The following is a 14,994-nucleotide window of genomic DNA, read 5'->3' as shown; positions in this document are numbered from 1 at the left end:
GATGACATTTTAATATTGTTGTAGCTGTTGCTTACGCTTTGTTAGCGCCTTTTTGATAGTCAGCTAAAAACTGAGCTAAACCGGTATCGGTTAAAGGGTGTTTAAGCAACGCGCCAATAGCGCTTAACGGGCCGGTTATTACATCCGAACCAACTTTAGCGCATTGTATAATGTGCATAGGGTGACGAACAGAAGCAGCTAATATTTGCGTTTCGTAACCGTAGTTATCATAAATCAAGCGGATATCTTCAATCAGTTGTATACCATCGGTTGAAACATCATCCAAACGGCCAACAAAAGGAGATACGTAAGTAGCACCCGCTTTGGCAGCTAACAAAGCTTGTCCGGCTGAAAATACGAGTGTACAGTTTGTTTTGATGCCTTGTGAAGTGAAATATTTTATAGCTTTTATACCATCCTTAATCATAGGTACTTTAACCACAATACGCTCATGCAGTTTAGCAAGGGCTAAGCCCTCAGCTACTATCTCGTCATAAGTAGTTGCTATAACTTCGGCGCTTACATCACCATCGGTAATTTCGCAAATAGCTTTGTAGTGGTTAATAATATTGTCATGGCCGGTAATACCCTCTTTAGCCATTAACGATGGGTTTGTTGTTACACCATCTAAAACACCCATTTCGTGTGCTTCTTTGATTTGTGCAAGATTTGCAGTATCAATAAAAAATTTCATTCTATTATGATGATTTTGTTGAAATAACAAAAAAGTAATTACCCGGGTAATAATTGAAGAAACTCAGGTAACAAAAGGTCGAGTTAAAAAAAATGGGTAAGCTACTTTTATCGCACCGCTACAACCCTCTACCCTTGCTGTGTTCCCACCCTGGGGGAGTTCAAGAGGAGCTGGTCGTAAAAGACTTACCCACCGCAAATATAGCAAACATTTCGTCACCACAACATAAATTGCACATTGTGTATTTAACACACTTATAATCAGCACGAATAATTATCATTAGTGCTAAACTTAGCTAAAAAATCGATTGTGGAATGGCAATACCTTATGTTGCTGCCAGTGCTGTTCGTGCCCGAAAGTATCGCGTTTTAATACCGTTAGCCCATCAATCTTAAAAACATCGTTATACTGTGCCTTGATAAAAAACGGCCAAAGCCGCTCAAATTGTTCTATAGATATATTACGCGCGATGGTAATGTGCGGCGTAACATTGATTTTCAGGTTCATGTTTTGCAACAATAGCCTGAACCATTTTTTTACGGCATCTGTCTGACTTACGTTGGCATAGATCGTCATGCTTCGGTCGCCATGTTTAAAATAATTGAAACCCTTAATGTGCAGTACGATGGGGGGCATGGTACTCAGCTTTTGCTCCATGCGTTGCAGGGAGGGTTCAATAATAAACGTTTTTTGCCTGTCGGCCATGCAAATGCTGATGTGCGCTTTGGCGTGCATACTATCAAACTGCCCGATGTGTTTGGCAGATGCTTGTTTGTATCGTTTTATCTCACAAATAACCTCTTCGGGCGGGGAGAGTAGCATCATATAGTCGGCGTAGTGCATGGTAGCAATTAGTTTTTGATCTGCAATATTTGCTAATATTTTTAGTAAATACAAATTTATTTTTGATATTTGTGCTATGTCCGGCAAGCGATACATCGTACACATTGATCTTGATTCGTTCTTCGTATCAGTAGAGCGTAAGTTCAATCCTGAGCTTATTGGCAAGGCCGTGATCATCGGCGGGTCGGCCGATAGAGGTGTAGTAGCCTCATGCAGTTATGAGGCGCGCAAGTACGGCGTACATTCGGCCATGCCTACCAGGCAGGCACTTAAACTTTGTCCGCACGCTATTGTACTGCATGGCAGCCATGGCCGGTATTCAGAAGCATCCCGAGAGGTAACCGAGATCATCCATAATGCGGTGCCGCTGTACCAAAAAACATCGGTTGATGAATTTTATATTGATCTGACCGGCATGGACAGGTTCCATGACCCTTATCAGATCGCGTCAGACCTTCGGCAAAAGGTAATGCGTGATACGGGGCTGCCCATATCATTCGGAATGGCATCCAGCAAAACGGTTGCTAAAATGGCTACCAACAAAGCTAAGCCCAACGGACAATTACTGGTACCCCATGGCGGCGAGATGCATTTTCTGGCTCCGCTGCCTATCAGTAAGATACCCATGCTTGGCGAGAGTACCTGTAAAAAGCTGTATGAATACGGCATCGAAAAAATAGGCGACCTGCAAAAGGTGGAGCTGCGTTTTTTACAAACCGTTTTTGGCAAGGCGGGTATATTTATATGGGAGAAGGCGAGGGGAATTGACCATAGCGAGATCATGCCGCATTCGGACCGGAAATCCATCTCAAGCGAACATACCTTTCATCATGATGTGTCTGACAGGCGAACATTGGAAACTATTTTGGTAAGCATGACGGAGGAACTGGCTTACAAACTGCGTAAAGAGGATAAGCTGGCATCCTGCCTGGCCATCAAGATACGGTATGCCAACTTTGAAACTCATACCGTACAGGAAAAGATCTCGCTTAGCGCTGCCGAGCACATCCTGATTCCGGGTATCAAAAACCTGCTCAAAAAGGCATGGAACGGTCACCGGCCGGTAAGGTTAATAGGCGTAAGACTGAGCAACCTGGCTACAGGCCGCTACCAGATCAACTTGTTTGAAGATAATGAGGAACGCATCCGCCTTTACCAGGCCATGGATAACATTAACTTTAAGTTTGGCGATAAAACGGTATGCCGCGCCGCCGGTATGGAAATAGGCACCCGTAACTTTAACCCGTTTTTAAAGGGATAAAACAAAACAGGGCTGCTACTGGCAACCCTGTTGTTTAGTGTTTTGTGTCGTATTACTTAACCACTTCAATCCACTGGCCTTTAAGCAGGGCATTAATGGAGTTGTTATACATCGCTTCGCAATAGGTTGCCGGTAAATAATACCTGCCCGCGTATGCCGCGTTAAGCATTACATAGTAGGTCAGTTCCTGCCCTTCACCCATACCGAAGTAGGTGTTAACCCTGTCATCACGAATGTCGCGATAATCGGATGGTGATGATTTAAAGGCCTCATCGTTATTAAGCATCCGGCTGTTTAATATTTCCCAACCGGAAGGGAAGATCTGCGTTAAAGCCAGGTTATCATACCGCCCTTGCCTGCCCGGATTGCGCAGTGTTACCTGTGCTACAAAATCAGTACCCTGTTTAAGTTTTGCCACATCAACCGGTTTGCCGCCTAAAGTAAAATAGGCAATACGCATATCCATAATTTCAGGATTTACATTGCTGACCACATTATCCGCTGATGATGGCTGACCTTTTTGTATCAGGCGAACATATAACTTATTGGTACCGTTATTTTTTACAAACACCTTACCACCATTTGGCGCGGCATCAGCCTGCCATACGTACGATTTGGCGTTGACCGAACCTTTACTGCCTGCCTGGTAAGCGAACGCCATTTTACCACCGTTTTTATTTACGCCGCAGTATTGTGCTATGGCGATGAGGGAGTAAGCGGTAGTTTGCGTACTGTACCAGTAATCGCGTGATAGGCTTGATGCCACCGTACGCATTAAGGCCGAAGCCCTTTGCTGCTGGCCCAAAAGGGTAAGCGTTTCTAATATCATAGCCTGGTCGCGTAGATCTGACCCATAAGTGCCAAACATGCTGTTGTATGGTTTAATTTGAGTAGGTAAGCCTTTAACCAGGTTCAGCGCGATCTCGGTTTGCCCGGCCAGTTTATAGGCCGCTGCCAAACGCCATTTGGCTTCAACACTGATGTATTGGAACTCGCGCAGGCGGTTCATAGCTCCCAACTCAGGCGCACGCGCGAGAGCCAGCAGATATAACCGGTAAGCCTGTATCAAATCGGCACCATAAAAGCTGCGTGTATCCGGAGCCCAGCCAAGTGCTTTTTGTTTCTGGAATTTTTTCCATTGCTCAATAAAACCTACCGGTAACTGATAGCCTTTAGCTTGGGCGGCCAGCATAAAATGCCCGGCATAGTTGGTACCCCAATCATCGGCATCGCCATAACCCGGCCAGTAGCTTAAACCGCCGCTGTTTACCCTAAAGCCGTTCAGTCTGTTTATGGCTGCCTTGATGTTACGCTCCGCTTCTGCTTTCTGGCGGTCGGTCAGATCCTGGATCTGCCCCAGGTACAATTGCGGGAATGCCGCCGACGTGGTTTGTTCCACACAGCCGTGCGGATATTGGATCAGGTAGCTTAACCGTTTTGAGAGGGTAAGTGCCGGTATGGCCGAAACCTCGAGCGTAGCTTTGTTGGTACCCAACATGCCCAGCGCGGTGTAAGGTACAGCCCACGATTTGCCAGGCGCGAGTTCTGCCTCCAGAATTTTTGTAACCGGCGGGTTAGGGTTGCGCACATTTAGTTCAACATCGTAAGCCGCTGTTTCGCCGCCGCTTTTGGCAATAATTTTAACCTTGCCAACACCAACAAAATCCTTCACATTTAAATTAAAAGTAACCAGTTGGTCGCCGGTTTTGGTGAACGTGAGGTTTTTAACATTGTTGCCGCCAAGGTTGCTGAACGCGTTTGACTGTACCTGAATGCTTACGTTTTTGATATTTTTTTCGAGCGCGAAAACCGTTACCGGCAGTTGTATCTGCTCCTGCGGAGCCAATACGCGGGGCAGGGTGGCCAGTATCATTAATGGTTTTTTAACCGCCACCGCTTTTTCGGCAAAGCCGTAACCGCCGGCATGGCCTGCAATTACCATTGCCCTTACTGATCCAATATATTGTGGCAGGGTAAAGCGCTGGGTTTGTTTTTCGCCCGCGTTTAGGTGGAACGGCCCCAGAAATTTCACCACCGGCTTAAAGCGGTTAACTGACACATTTTTGTTTTGCGAGGCGGTACCGTCGCCACCTATGCTAAGTATGCGTTCTAATCCGCCGCCGAAAGCGCCTATCACGTAATCAAACAAGTCCCAGGTTTTAACGCCTAAGGCTTCCTTAGCGTAGAAAGCGCTGTGCGGATCGGGGGTTTTAAAGCCGGTAATGTCCAGCAAGCCCTCGTCAACAATAGCTACGGTATAGGTCATTTCCTTGCCCGATGCTTCGGACACGGTAATGGCCGATTGTGTTTCCGGCCTGATCTTTTCAGGCATACTGATCACCGGTTTTAGTATCGTTTCCGGATTTTCAACCTGTAAACCAATTGCGCCGTACATGCGTATCGGCAAATCATTAATAGTTTGGGCATGGCGCTGTAGTAAGGTTACGTTAACAAAAACGTTTGGTGCCATGCTTTCATCAACCTTAAAGTTATAGCGGGTTTGGCCTTTTTTGGTGTCTATCCACTCGGTTTTAAGCACTTTGCTGCCATTTTCAAAGCTGATCAGCGCCCGGCCATCACTGCTGGTTGGTATGGTAAGGGTAGCTTCCTCGCCAACTTTATAGCTTTTCTTGTCGGATGTAAAGGAGAGCATGGCCGCCTCGGTAGGGTTGTCCTGCTGTAACCTTTCAGACCAGTTTGGCCAGTCAACATAAATGATCTTACCGGTTGAGTGCCCCGTTTGCGGATCTTTTACCTTGATAAGGTAACGCCCCCAGTCGGCCTGAGCTATACGCATTCCCCATTTACCACGACCGTTGGTCAGGTTAACGGTTTCCGTTTTTATCAGTTCATTATACCTGTCCTGCGTAAAGTTGCTCAGTTCGTCGCCGGTTTCATCCCACCACCAGCGCCATTGAATTTTGTATAATTCAACCTCAACCGAACGTCTGCCCGGCAATAGTTTGCCTTTGGTATCTACATCAGCAATGTCAATCACATGGTCTTTATCAGTAACCAGCATGCCCGAAAGATCGCTGCCCTTTGGTGTTTTTATACCCACGTAAGCAGGGTATACATTATAAGGTAAAGCTATCTGGTTTATACTAAAATTACCACCCGGTTCAAAAACCTTTACTACAAAGTTTGCTCTTAAACGGCCGGGTGCCTGTCGTTCAACATTAATATCGGTATTTACAGCGGCCACGCCATTGGCATTCAGGCGGGCATCAAATACGGTTTGCGTTTGGGTATTAAACGCAAGGGTAGGGTCATCAAACACATAATCATCAAAACCCTTAAATGTGGTTGTTTGTGCCGATAAAAATGCATCTACCTTGGCTTTCAGATTTTGTGCCGCACCACCAAAAAGCCATTGTGCCGATAAGGTACCATTAACGCCGCTGCCCTTGGTAAGTTCTTCAGCTCCGCCGAATGACAGGTTTAGTTTAAGCCGGTTAGGCATAATGGTTTCTACCTTGATACTTTTTTCAAACTCCGCGCCGCCTACTTTAACCCTTGCCAGCCAGTTACCTGTAGGTGATGATGTTTCAGTAGCGGTATGGAAGCTATAAAAACCATCAACCGATTTGGTTTGTGTAACACGCTTATAAAGTTGCCCCTGCGGGTTATAAAATTCAAATTCTACAGGATGATCCGGAGGGAGGGTTTTGAGTTTATCCTCTAAAATAAAGGTAAGATAAACATCATCTCCGGGCCGCCACACACCACGTTCGCCGTATATGAAGCCTTTTAAACCTTTTTGTACCTGCTCGCCGCTTACATCAAAACGGGTTAATGGTAACGAGCTGCCATCATCTAATTTTAGATAACCCCGCTCATTATTGTATTTGGCCATCAGCAGGTAAGGCTTGCGCTTCAGGTCGAACTTAGCGAGGCCATCGCCGTCAGAGGTGGTTTTGAAAATTACTTGTTTTTGATAGTCAAGTAATTGCAGTTCAACGCCGCTCATGGGTTGTGCGGTAAGCAAATTGGTAACAGCCACCAGCATGCTATTATCGCTGCCGCGTTTGGCTATTAAACCAATGTTTGATGCCATAATGTTACGTGTGGCCCAGCGCTGTTTGCTAAAGTACGAATTGGTACATGGGTCATTACGCTCATCCCAACGGTAATCATCAGGATAATAGTTATCATAACGCTGCCAAAACTCGTCGTCCTCGTCATTTACCTTGCCGGTATTACTGCCGCCATATTCGTAATCATCATAGCCTTCATCTTCATCGCTAACTTTTGCAGGCGAACCAGCACGACAGTTAAATAACGAATACTCCTTACGGAAGCCAATCACTACGCGGTATATAGCACCCGGTTCGGTACGCAGTAACTGGTCAATATCCAGCATAAAGCGGTTCTTTTTGCCCAGGTTAAGTGCCTTGTCATCGTCCAGTCGAATAGTTTTCTGTACTACTGGCTTAGCTACCTGGCGCAGTTCAGCACCGCCATCAAAACCGTTATTCTGAAAATATTGAGGTACATTGTTTTCATATACCTTGATGATGGTAACATCCACCGCTTTCAGGTTAACAGCCTCAAACGGCATCATCAGGTGCCCTGAATCCGGCAGGATAACGCCTTTGCCCGGTATGGTAACCGCCGGTAAACGGTTCTCAAAAAACACGTTGGCCGTGTAAGGTTTTGTTAGTTTTTTGTTTGATATATTCTCGATACCCGGATTTACCGTAATGGTGTAATTACCCTCGAGCCTTTCGGGCGCGTAAACTTTAACAACGCTGCCATCAATGGTATAAGCGGCATCGCCGATATTGTTAAAGCCGATCAGGCCGTTTAATTCCTGGCCGACCATAATGGCATCTGAAAATTGCACCTCGGCATATTCATCACTATTTTGTACGGCACGTACTGCCAGTACTCTGAAATCGCCAACGGCGGGTACCACAAAATCCTGGCTACCTTGCTTTTCAACATTCAGGCTGCTGCCATTCCACTCAACATAAAGAGGAGTAGCCTTACCATTTGCACGCGCAAGATTGTTTACCGTAAAGGTATGCAGTTTGGCCGCCGCGTTATGCTGCCAGGTTACTTTAGCTGATGAGGCATAGTTAACAGATATTATTTTTTCTATCGCTTTAGGGTCTTCGGTGTCGGCGGTTTGTATGCTGCCACCCAGTTTCATTTTATCGATAGATGTATTGGTAGCCGTACGTAAACCCGCAAAGCTTACTGTAAAATCAGGCTTGATAACCTGAAAATCAAAATCGAATATTTTGTACTCCTTGGGCACTTCAATCACCTTGCTCAGGTTGAAGTCGGCCGAGTAGTTTTGGCCTGGTTCCAGGGTTTCGGACGGGGTAAACTCAATGGTGCGAGCGTCAACCCAGCGGGCCTTGCCTTTTACTGATGGCGAAAATTCAAACAGATCATCATCAAGATCGCCATTTTGCTGGTGAGATACCTGTACCTCGCCTGATAGCTTTATGCGTATAACACCTTGTTTGGAAATGATCCCTGTGGTGTAAGCTTCGATATACTTACTAAAAACCGGATCAACAGGCGGGCGTTTAGGTTTGTGGATGAAGAAATAGCTTACAACAAATATCAATATAAGGGCTATCCCTATAGTGATTAATCTTTTGCGATTGTTAAAAAGATTTCTTTCACTCTGCATAAAAAAAGGTTTATATTTTTGAGTAAATATAAACCTCTTATCATATTAAGCAACTAAGTTGAAATTATTTTATCATTACGCCCGGTTTATTTACTATGGGCAATTTAATCAGGTTCATATCAACAATACTTTCGGGTAAAAAAATAAATTTTTTATCGTAGATGTTCTTGCCGATATAATAGCTCAACCAGTATTCGTTGCTCAGCCCAAAGGTTTCTTCGTCAATCGGTTCAATCAGCGCGAAGGCGTTGGGCAGCACAGTAGGGATCATGTGGCGAAGGGTAGAGGTTTTTACCTGCTCCCCGTTTTTTTCACCATAACCCTTAGCCGTAATCAATACATTATCAATCGGCTCGTTTTTGAGATTAATAAGGTATACATACCAGGTTTTGCCCTCTATGTTCTCACCTTCCAGGGCTACCGCTATGGCTATATCCTTAACTGTATTATCCGGAAGGTCTTTAATCATATTAATGAGATATTTGTATGTACTGATTATTTTTTCTTGGTGAATTTTTTAGCGCCTTTTTTAGGCTCCTTACCGGCCTCACCGGCCAGTGCTTTTACATCCTCAAAAGTTATGGTATTAGGGTCCTTGTCTTTCGGGATCTTGATGTTTTGTTTGCCATATTCAATATATGGTCCCCAGCGGCCATTCAGTATTTTAGCTTCGGGGTCTTCATCAAAAATTTTGATCAGCTTTTCAGCATCCTTTTTACGCTTTTCGTTGATGATCTCGATAGCTTGTTCTTCACTCACATCAAGCGGGTCTAAACCTTTTGGCAACGAGTAAAAAGCACTGTTGTGGCGTATATATGGGCCGAACTTGCCAATGGCAACCGTCATATCCTTATCTTCATACAAACCTGCCTTTTTAGGGAGCTTAAACAATTCAAGCGCTTCCTCAAGCGAAATGGTTTCAATGCTTTGGCCGGTACGCAGGCTGGCATATAAAGGTTTGTTTTCGGCATCATCACTATCGCCAACCTGAACAAAGGGGCCATAGCGGCCTATACGTACCGATATTTTCTTCCCGTTTTCAGGATGTACACCTAATTCACGTTCGCCGCGGGCTTTATCGGCCGTTTCAATGGTATTTTCAACATCTTTATGGAAGGGGCCATAGAATTTACGGATCATGTCCGTCCATTCCTTTAAACCCTGTGCTATTTCGTCAAATTGTTTTTCAACGCTGGCGGTAAAGTTAAAATCAACTATACCATTAAAATGCTGCACTAAAAAATCATTAACCACAGCGCCAATATCAGTAGGGAAGAGTTTGCCACGCTCGGCACCGGTATTTTCTGATTTTTCCTGTTTGGATATCGCACCATCCTTTAAGGTAAGCACCCTGAAATTGCGTTGCCTGCCATCACGGTCTTCCTTAACTACATAACCACGGTTTTGTATGGTTGATATGGTAGGGGCGTAGGTTGACGGGCGGCCGATACCCAACTCTTCCAATTTTTTCACCAGGCTAGCCTCGGTATAACGTGCCGGCGGACGCGAGAATCTTTCGGTAGCTGTAAGTTCCTGCAGATCTAACTGCTGGCCTTTTTGCAATGGCGGCAGCATGGTGTTTTCGCCATCCTGTGTGGTATCCTCATCTTCATCATTGCTCTCCAGGTATACTTTCAAAAAGCCGTCAAACTTCATCACCTCGCCATTGGCAACCAAATCCTCACTACGGGTCGATATATCAATTTTAGCGGTTGTTTTTTCAAACTGCGCTTCACTCATTTGCGAGGCTATGGCACGTTTCCAGATCAATTCGTACAAACGCTTTTCGGCGTTGTCGCCATCAATGGTATGCTTATCAAAATAAGTAGGCCTGATGGCTTCGTGCGCTTCCTGCGCACTCGCGCTTTTGGTTTTATATTTTCGTTGCTGATGGTATTTATCGCCATAAGCGCTGCGTATCTCCTGTGCAGCGGCGTTCAACGCCAATTCAGACAGGTTTACCGAATCGGTACGCATATAGGTAATGTTACCCGCCTCATACAGGCGCTGTGCCAATGACATGGTACGCGATACCGAATAACCCAGCTTACGGCTTGCTTCCTGCTGCAGGGTTGACGTAGTAAATGGTGCCGCGGGCGAACGTTTAGCCGGTTTGGTTTCCAGCGAATCAACCGTAAAGATCGCGCCTACACAATCCTGTAAAAACTTTTCGGCATCGCCCTGCTGGGCAAAACGCTGCGGAAGTTCAGCCTTAAAAGCATTTTTCCCCTTGCCGAAAATAGCTACTACTTTAAATGCAGCCTCAGATTGAAACTTATTTACCTCACGTTCGCGGTCAACAATCAGCCTTACCGCTACGGATTGTACACGGCCTGCCGACAGGGACGGTTTCACCTTTTTCCAAAGCACGGGTGAAAGTTCAAAACCCACCAGCCTGTCTAAAACCCGGCGTGCCTGCTGGGCATTTACCAGGTTGTAGTCTATTTTACGTGGATTATCTATCGCCTTTAATATGGCCGGCTTGGTTATCTCATGAAAAACGATGCGGCGTGTTTTGTCTTCCTTTAAATTCAGCGTATCAAACAAATGCCATGATATGGCTTCACCCTCGCGGTCCTCATCGGATGCTAACCATACCGTTTCGGCCTCCTTAGCTAATTTCTTTAACTCGCTAACTACCTGCTTTTTATCGGCGGGTACCTCATAACGTTGCTGAAAATTATTGGCTATATCGATAGCATCCTCTGATTTCACCAGATCGCGGATATGTCCGTAGCTCGATTTTACGGTGAAGTCTTTTCCGAGGTATCCCTCTATGGTTTTCGCCTTAGCGGGAGATTCTACTATGAGTAAGTTTTTAGCCATTAACAGTTTTAATTTTGTGCAAATAAAATATAAAGAACGCTAAACACAAATTTGTTTTGGTTTTAATTCCGTTAAGTTTTTTGAAACTGTGGGTGAATAACCGGTTTGCATTACCCTCTACCGGGAGGTAAATGCCTCTTAAATCACCTACTTAACGTTTTATTTGTTTGTGCAGAAAGGTACACAAACGGTAAGAGATTTATTTTTTATATCAGGAAGCCACCGCCCAGCAGATCATTGCCTTCATAAAATACCGCCGACTGCCCGGGCGCGATACCTGATACGGCATGATGAAAGTCGACCTTCATGTGTTCGCCCATTTGCACAATGTGGCTTTCCATGCCGGCATCTTTGTAACGTATTTTGGTTACCGCTTCAATAGGCTCGGTAATGGTTTCGTATTTTATCAGGTTAAGGTTTTTAACCCAGGCCTCTTTGCGTTCAAGCTCATCAGCGGTACCCAATACCACCGTATTTGTTTCAGGGCGGATAGCGGTAACAAACATCGGCTTGCCTAAAGCTATACCCAGGCCTTTGCGCTGTCCTATGGTATAAAAAGGATAACCTTCGTGCTGGCCTACGACTGTGCCATCAGTTAATATATAGTTGCCTTTACCAATCTTCGCATCCAGATCTTCCACCTTATGGCGTAAAAAGGCGCGGTAATCATTATCAGGCACAAAGCATATCTCGTAACTTTCGCTTTTACCGGCAAGTTCCATCTGGCCCATATCCAATGCCATCTGGCGGATCTCCGGTTTTGAAAAACTGCCTAACGGGAATTTTGTACGTGCCAGGTTTTTTTGTGATACTCCCCATAATACGTAAGATTGATCCTTATTCAGATCCTTACCTCGGGAGATCACATGGCGGCCATTATCATGCACGCGTATGTTGGCGTAGTGGCCGGTGGCAATAAATTCGCAATCCAGCTTATCCGCACGCTTTAATAAGGCATCCCACTTAATATGGGTGTTACATAGCACACATGGGTTAGGGGTGCGGCCGGCAAGGTACTCGTCAACAAAATTGTCAATTACATAATCGCCAAATTCATTGCGGATATCTAATATATAATGAGGAAAGCCATAGCTTACGGCAAGGGCACGGGCATCATTTATACTATCAAGACTACAGCAGCCGGTTTCTTTTGAGCTGCCGCCTGCTGATGCATAGTCCCAGGTTTTCATGGTAAGGCCTATAACTTCGTAACCTTGCTCATGCAGCATTACCGCCGCTACAGAACTATCGACACCGCCACTCATGGCCACTAATATCCTACCGTGCTTACTCATATTGGCTGCAAAAGTAAGTAATGTTTTACATAGGGAGATATTCGTAACACATTTTGACTGTGTTGTGATATCTACCTAACGGATAACAGGTCATATTTATCAGGTTGATTTGCATGACTGCTTTGACAAAATTATTGAACTTTGATGGCGGCATCATTAAACTATACCAAGTGTTGATGAGTTAAATAAAGCTTATATCAATTCAATAGTTTAGTGAAACCTATAAATAACAAAAACAATGAATGATATCATAATCACAAAAGCATCATTGGCGGATGCGCAAACCATTAAAAGCATTGGTAGCGAAACTTTTTATGAAACGTTTGCGGATAGTAATACAAAGGCCGATATGCAAAAGTATCTGAATGAAAATTTTAATGATGATAAAATAACAAATGAACTAATTAACCTTGATTCGGATTTTTTTATCGCCTGGGATGGCGGTGAAGCCATTGGTTATTTAAAACTCAATTCGGGCATAGCGCAAACCGAAATACAGGACGGTGAAGGGATGGAGATCGAACGTATTTATGTATTGAAAAAGCACCAGGGGAAGAAAGTCGGCCAATTGCTATATCAAAAAGCTTTGGATATTGCGTTACAGGCCAATAAAGCATACATCTGGCTGGGGGTGTGGGAAAATAACAATAAGGCGATCCGGTTTTATACCAAAAACGGCTTTGTTGCTTTTAGCAAACATGTATTTAATATGGGTGGAGATTTGCAAACCGATGTTATGATGAAAAAGCAATTGTAAAAACATTATCGATATTTTCATCAATCAATCTAAATAGGTGTAATTAAAACTCCAAAAGTCGCTTTTTAGCCCGCATTCCCAGTTTCGTTTGTTAATGTTGAAACATATTTATTGAATTATTTATATGAAAAATGCCTTTGTGTAATTAGGTTAAAATCAAGATTATGATTTTGTTAAAATTTTAACAAAAATGCATCTCACTATTGCAAACTTTATAACAGATGATAGATTTGTAATACCCTAATTTATAAAGATATGAACGCTGTTAACTTAACATTTGAACAAAAACTGCAAGGTGTAATACTTGTGGTGGTTTCTTTGGCAGTATCAGTAAGTTATTATTTACTGTAATTACCCCAAAAAATTCAGCGGGATACTGGCGTGCAGTATCCCGCTTTTTATTTACCGGATTTTTTTATTCAGGAGTTTCTTACCTGGCCGTTACCTTTCACAATCCACTTATAGCTGGTCAGCTCGTTAAGTGCCATAGGTCCCCGGGCATGGAGTTTTTGGGTGCTGATACCGATCTCGGCTCCTAAGCCAAATTGGGCTCCATCAGTAAACGCGGTGGACACGTTTACATAAACAGCGGCCGCATCAACCTCACGGGTAAAGCGGGCTGCCTCGCCATCATCGTCTGTTATAATCGCTTCGCTGTGTTTGGAGCTGTGCTTGGCTATATGCGCCAAGGCTTCATTAATATCTGTAACCGTTTTTACAGCAAGTTTGTAATCTAAAAATTCAGTGCCAAAATGTTCGGCAGTTGCCGGTTGCAATAAATGGGGGGGATAAATTCCGTCGAGCATCGCGTAAGCGGGTTCATCAGCATAAATAATTACCTGCTTATTGGCCAGTGGCTGCATAATGGCATAAAGATCATTTAACCGCGCTGAATGAATTAACACACAATCCAATGAATTGCATACGCTTACCCGCCTTGTTTTTGCATTAAATACAATAACCGCTGCCTTCTCAACATCGGCAGTGGGTGCTATGTAGGTATGCACTATACCGGCACCGGTTTCAATAACAGGTACCTTGCTGTTATCGCGTACGTAATTTATTAGCCCTTGGCTGCCGCGTGGTATTAAAACATCTATTTTACCAACGGCATTCAGCAGGGCATGCGTAGCTTCACGCTCTGCGGGGAGCAGGGTGGCGGTGCTTACATCAATATTATTGTTTTTAAGTACCTGATGGATAATTCCGGTAATGCACCGGTTTGAAAAGTCAGCATCGCTGCCGCCTTTTAAAATCGCCACGTTACCTGTTTTTAAACACAGCGCAAATACATCAAAGGTTACATTTGGCCTGGCTTCATAAATTACGCCTACTACACCAAGCGGTACGCTTACCTTTGTAATGTGCAGGCCGTTATCAAGATGCCTGTCATCCAATACATTGCCTAACGGGCTTTTTAATTGGGTTACAGCTATAATATCATTGGCGATGGCTTTTATGCGATCGGCAGTAAGTTTTAGCCGGTCGTATTTCGGGTCGTCCTTGTCCATGCGGTCAAGGTCTTTTTTGTTTTCAACAAGTATCTGGTCTGTTTGTGCAACAGCGGCAGCGGCAACTTCCTTTAATACCTTATCAATAACATCGTTCGTTATCAAAGCCATCTTTTGGCTCGCGGCTACAGCGTTATCAAAGTAATGGTTATAACTCATA

The 14,994-nt window shown here is 44.3% G+C and carries 9 protein-coding genes and 1 other RNA gene; 2 read left to right on the top strand and 8 right to left on the bottom strand.

What is annotated here, in order from left to right; genetic code table 11:
- Positions 1-31 precede the first annotated feature (31 nt).
- The 3 genes from fsa to AC3WJC_RS09285 all read right to left on the bottom strand — a co-directional run bounded on the left by fsa (position 32) and on the right by AC3WJC_RS09285 (position 1,537).
- Positions 32-694 carry a fructose-6-phosphate aldolase gene (fsa, locus tag AC3WJC_RS09295; protein ID WP_492398804.1) on the bottom strand — a complete coding sequence of 221 codons (663 nt, stop codon included), beginning with the start codon at positions 692-694 and terminating at the stop codon, positions 32-34.
- A gap of 91 nt (positions 695-785) precedes the next feature.
- Positions 786-885: signal recognition particle sRNA small type (gene ffs / locus AC3WJC_RS09290), an RNA gene on the bottom strand.
- Positions 886-985: 100 nt separating this feature from the next.
- Positions 986-1,537 carry a 2'-5' RNA ligase family protein gene (locus AC3WJC_RS09285; protein ID WP_492398803.1) on the bottom strand — a complete coding sequence of 184 codons (552 nt, stop codon included), beginning with the start codon at positions 1,535-1,537 and terminating at the stop codon, positions 986-988.
- A 76-nt stretch (positions 1,538-1,613) separates the two neighbouring features.
- Here AC3WJC_RS09285 and dinB point away from each other — a divergent pair, with 76 nt between their 5' ends.
- Positions 1,614-2,798 (top strand): DNA polymerase IV, encoded by a 1,185-nt coding sequence (gene dinB / locus AC3WJC_RS09280; RefSeq protein WP_492398802.1) that lies wholly within the window; start codon positions 1,614-1,616, stop codon positions 2,796-2,798.
- A 52-nt stretch (positions 2,799-2,850) separates the two neighbouring features.
- On the opposite strand, the gene AC3WJC_RS09275 is transcribed toward dinB, so the two are convergent.
- From AC3WJC_RS09275 to mnmA, 4 genes are all read right to left on the bottom strand, one after another.
- Positions 2,851-8,445 (bottom strand): alpha-2-macroglobulin family protein, encoded by a 5,595-nt coding sequence (locus AC3WJC_RS09275; RefSeq protein WP_492398801.1) that lies wholly within the window; start codon positions 8,443-8,445, stop codon positions 2,851-2,853.
- Between the two features lie 64 nt (positions 8,446-8,509).
- Positions 8,510-8,914 (bottom strand): hypothetical protein, encoded by a 405-nt coding sequence (locus AC3WJC_RS09270; RefSeq protein WP_492398800.1) that lies wholly within the window; start codon positions 8,912-8,914, stop codon positions 8,510-8,512.
- Positions 8,915-8,940: 26 nt separating this feature from the next.
- Positions 8,941-11,271, bottom strand: coding sequence for a type I DNA topoisomerase (gene topA, locus AC3WJC_RS09265; RefSeq protein WP_492398799.1), 2,331 nt, complete (start codon positions 11,269-11,271; stop codon positions 8,941-8,943).
- A 206-nt stretch (positions 11,272-11,477) separates the two neighbouring features.
- Complete coding sequence (mnmA, locus tag AC3WJC_RS09260; protein ID WP_492398798.1) at positions 11,478-12,566, bottom strand: tRNA 2-thiouridine(34) synthase MnmA; 1,089 nt, start codon at positions 12,564-12,566, stop codon at positions 11,478-11,480.
- A 238-nt stretch (positions 12,567-12,804) separates the two neighbouring features.
- Here mnmA and AC3WJC_RS09255 point away from each other — a divergent pair, with 238 nt between their 5' ends.
- On the top strand, positions 12,805-13,323 hold the full coding sequence (locus AC3WJC_RS09255) for a GNAT family N-acetyltransferase (protein ID WP_492398797.1): 519 nt from the start codon (positions 12,805-12,807) through the stop codon (positions 13,321-13,323).
- 419 nt (positions 13,324-13,742) lie between these two features.
- On the opposite strand, the gene AC3WJC_RS09250 is transcribed toward AC3WJC_RS09255, so the two are convergent.
- On the bottom strand, positions 13,743-14,993 hold the full coding sequence (locus tag AC3WJC_RS09250; RefSeq protein WP_492398796.1) for a glutamate-5-semialdehyde dehydrogenase: 1,251 nt from the start codon (positions 14,991-14,993) through the stop codon (positions 13,743-13,745).
- Position 14,994: the final 1 nt, after the last annotated feature.

This window comes from Mucilaginibacter sp. FW306-07-L (assembly GCF_058782065.1).
This window is presented reverse-complemented; position numbering and strand designations above follow the sequence as displayed.

Excerpts from the sequence above, each read along its gene's own strand:
- fsa (WP_492398804.1), bottom strand. The coding sequence starts at position 694 with ATGAAATTTTTTATTGATACTGCAAATCTTGCACAAATCAAAGAAGCA.
- AC3WJC_RS09285 (WP_492398803.1), bottom strand. The coding sequence starts at position 1,537 with ATGCACTACGCCGACTATATGATGCTACTCTCCCCGCCCGAAGAGGTT.
- dinB (WP_492398802.1), top strand. The coding sequence starts at position 1,614 with ATGTCCGGCAAGCGATACATCGTACACATTGATCTTGATTCGTTCTTC.
- AC3WJC_RS09275 (WP_492398801.1), bottom strand. The coding sequence starts at position 8,445 with ATGCAGAGTGAAAGAAATCTTTTTAACAATCGCAAAAGATTAATCACT.
- AC3WJC_RS09270 (WP_492398800.1), bottom strand. The coding sequence starts at position 8,914 with ATGATTAAAGACCTTCCGGATAATACAGTTAAGGATATAGCCATAGCG.
- topA (WP_492398799.1), bottom strand. The coding sequence starts at position 11,271 with ATGGCTAAAAACTTACTCATAGTAGAATCTCCCGCTAAGGCGAAAACC.
- mnmA (WP_492398798.1), bottom strand. The coding sequence starts at position 12,566 with ATGAGTAAGCACGGTAGGATATTAGTGGCCATGAGTGGCGGTGTCGAT.
- AC3WJC_RS09255 (WP_492398797.1), top strand. The coding sequence starts at position 12,805 with ATGAATGATATCATAATCACAAAAGCATCATTGGCGGATGCGCAAACC.
- AC3WJC_RS09250 (WP_492398796.1), bottom strand. The coding sequence starts at position 14,993 with ATGAGTTATAACCATTACTTTGATAACGCTGTAGCCGCGAGCCAAAAG.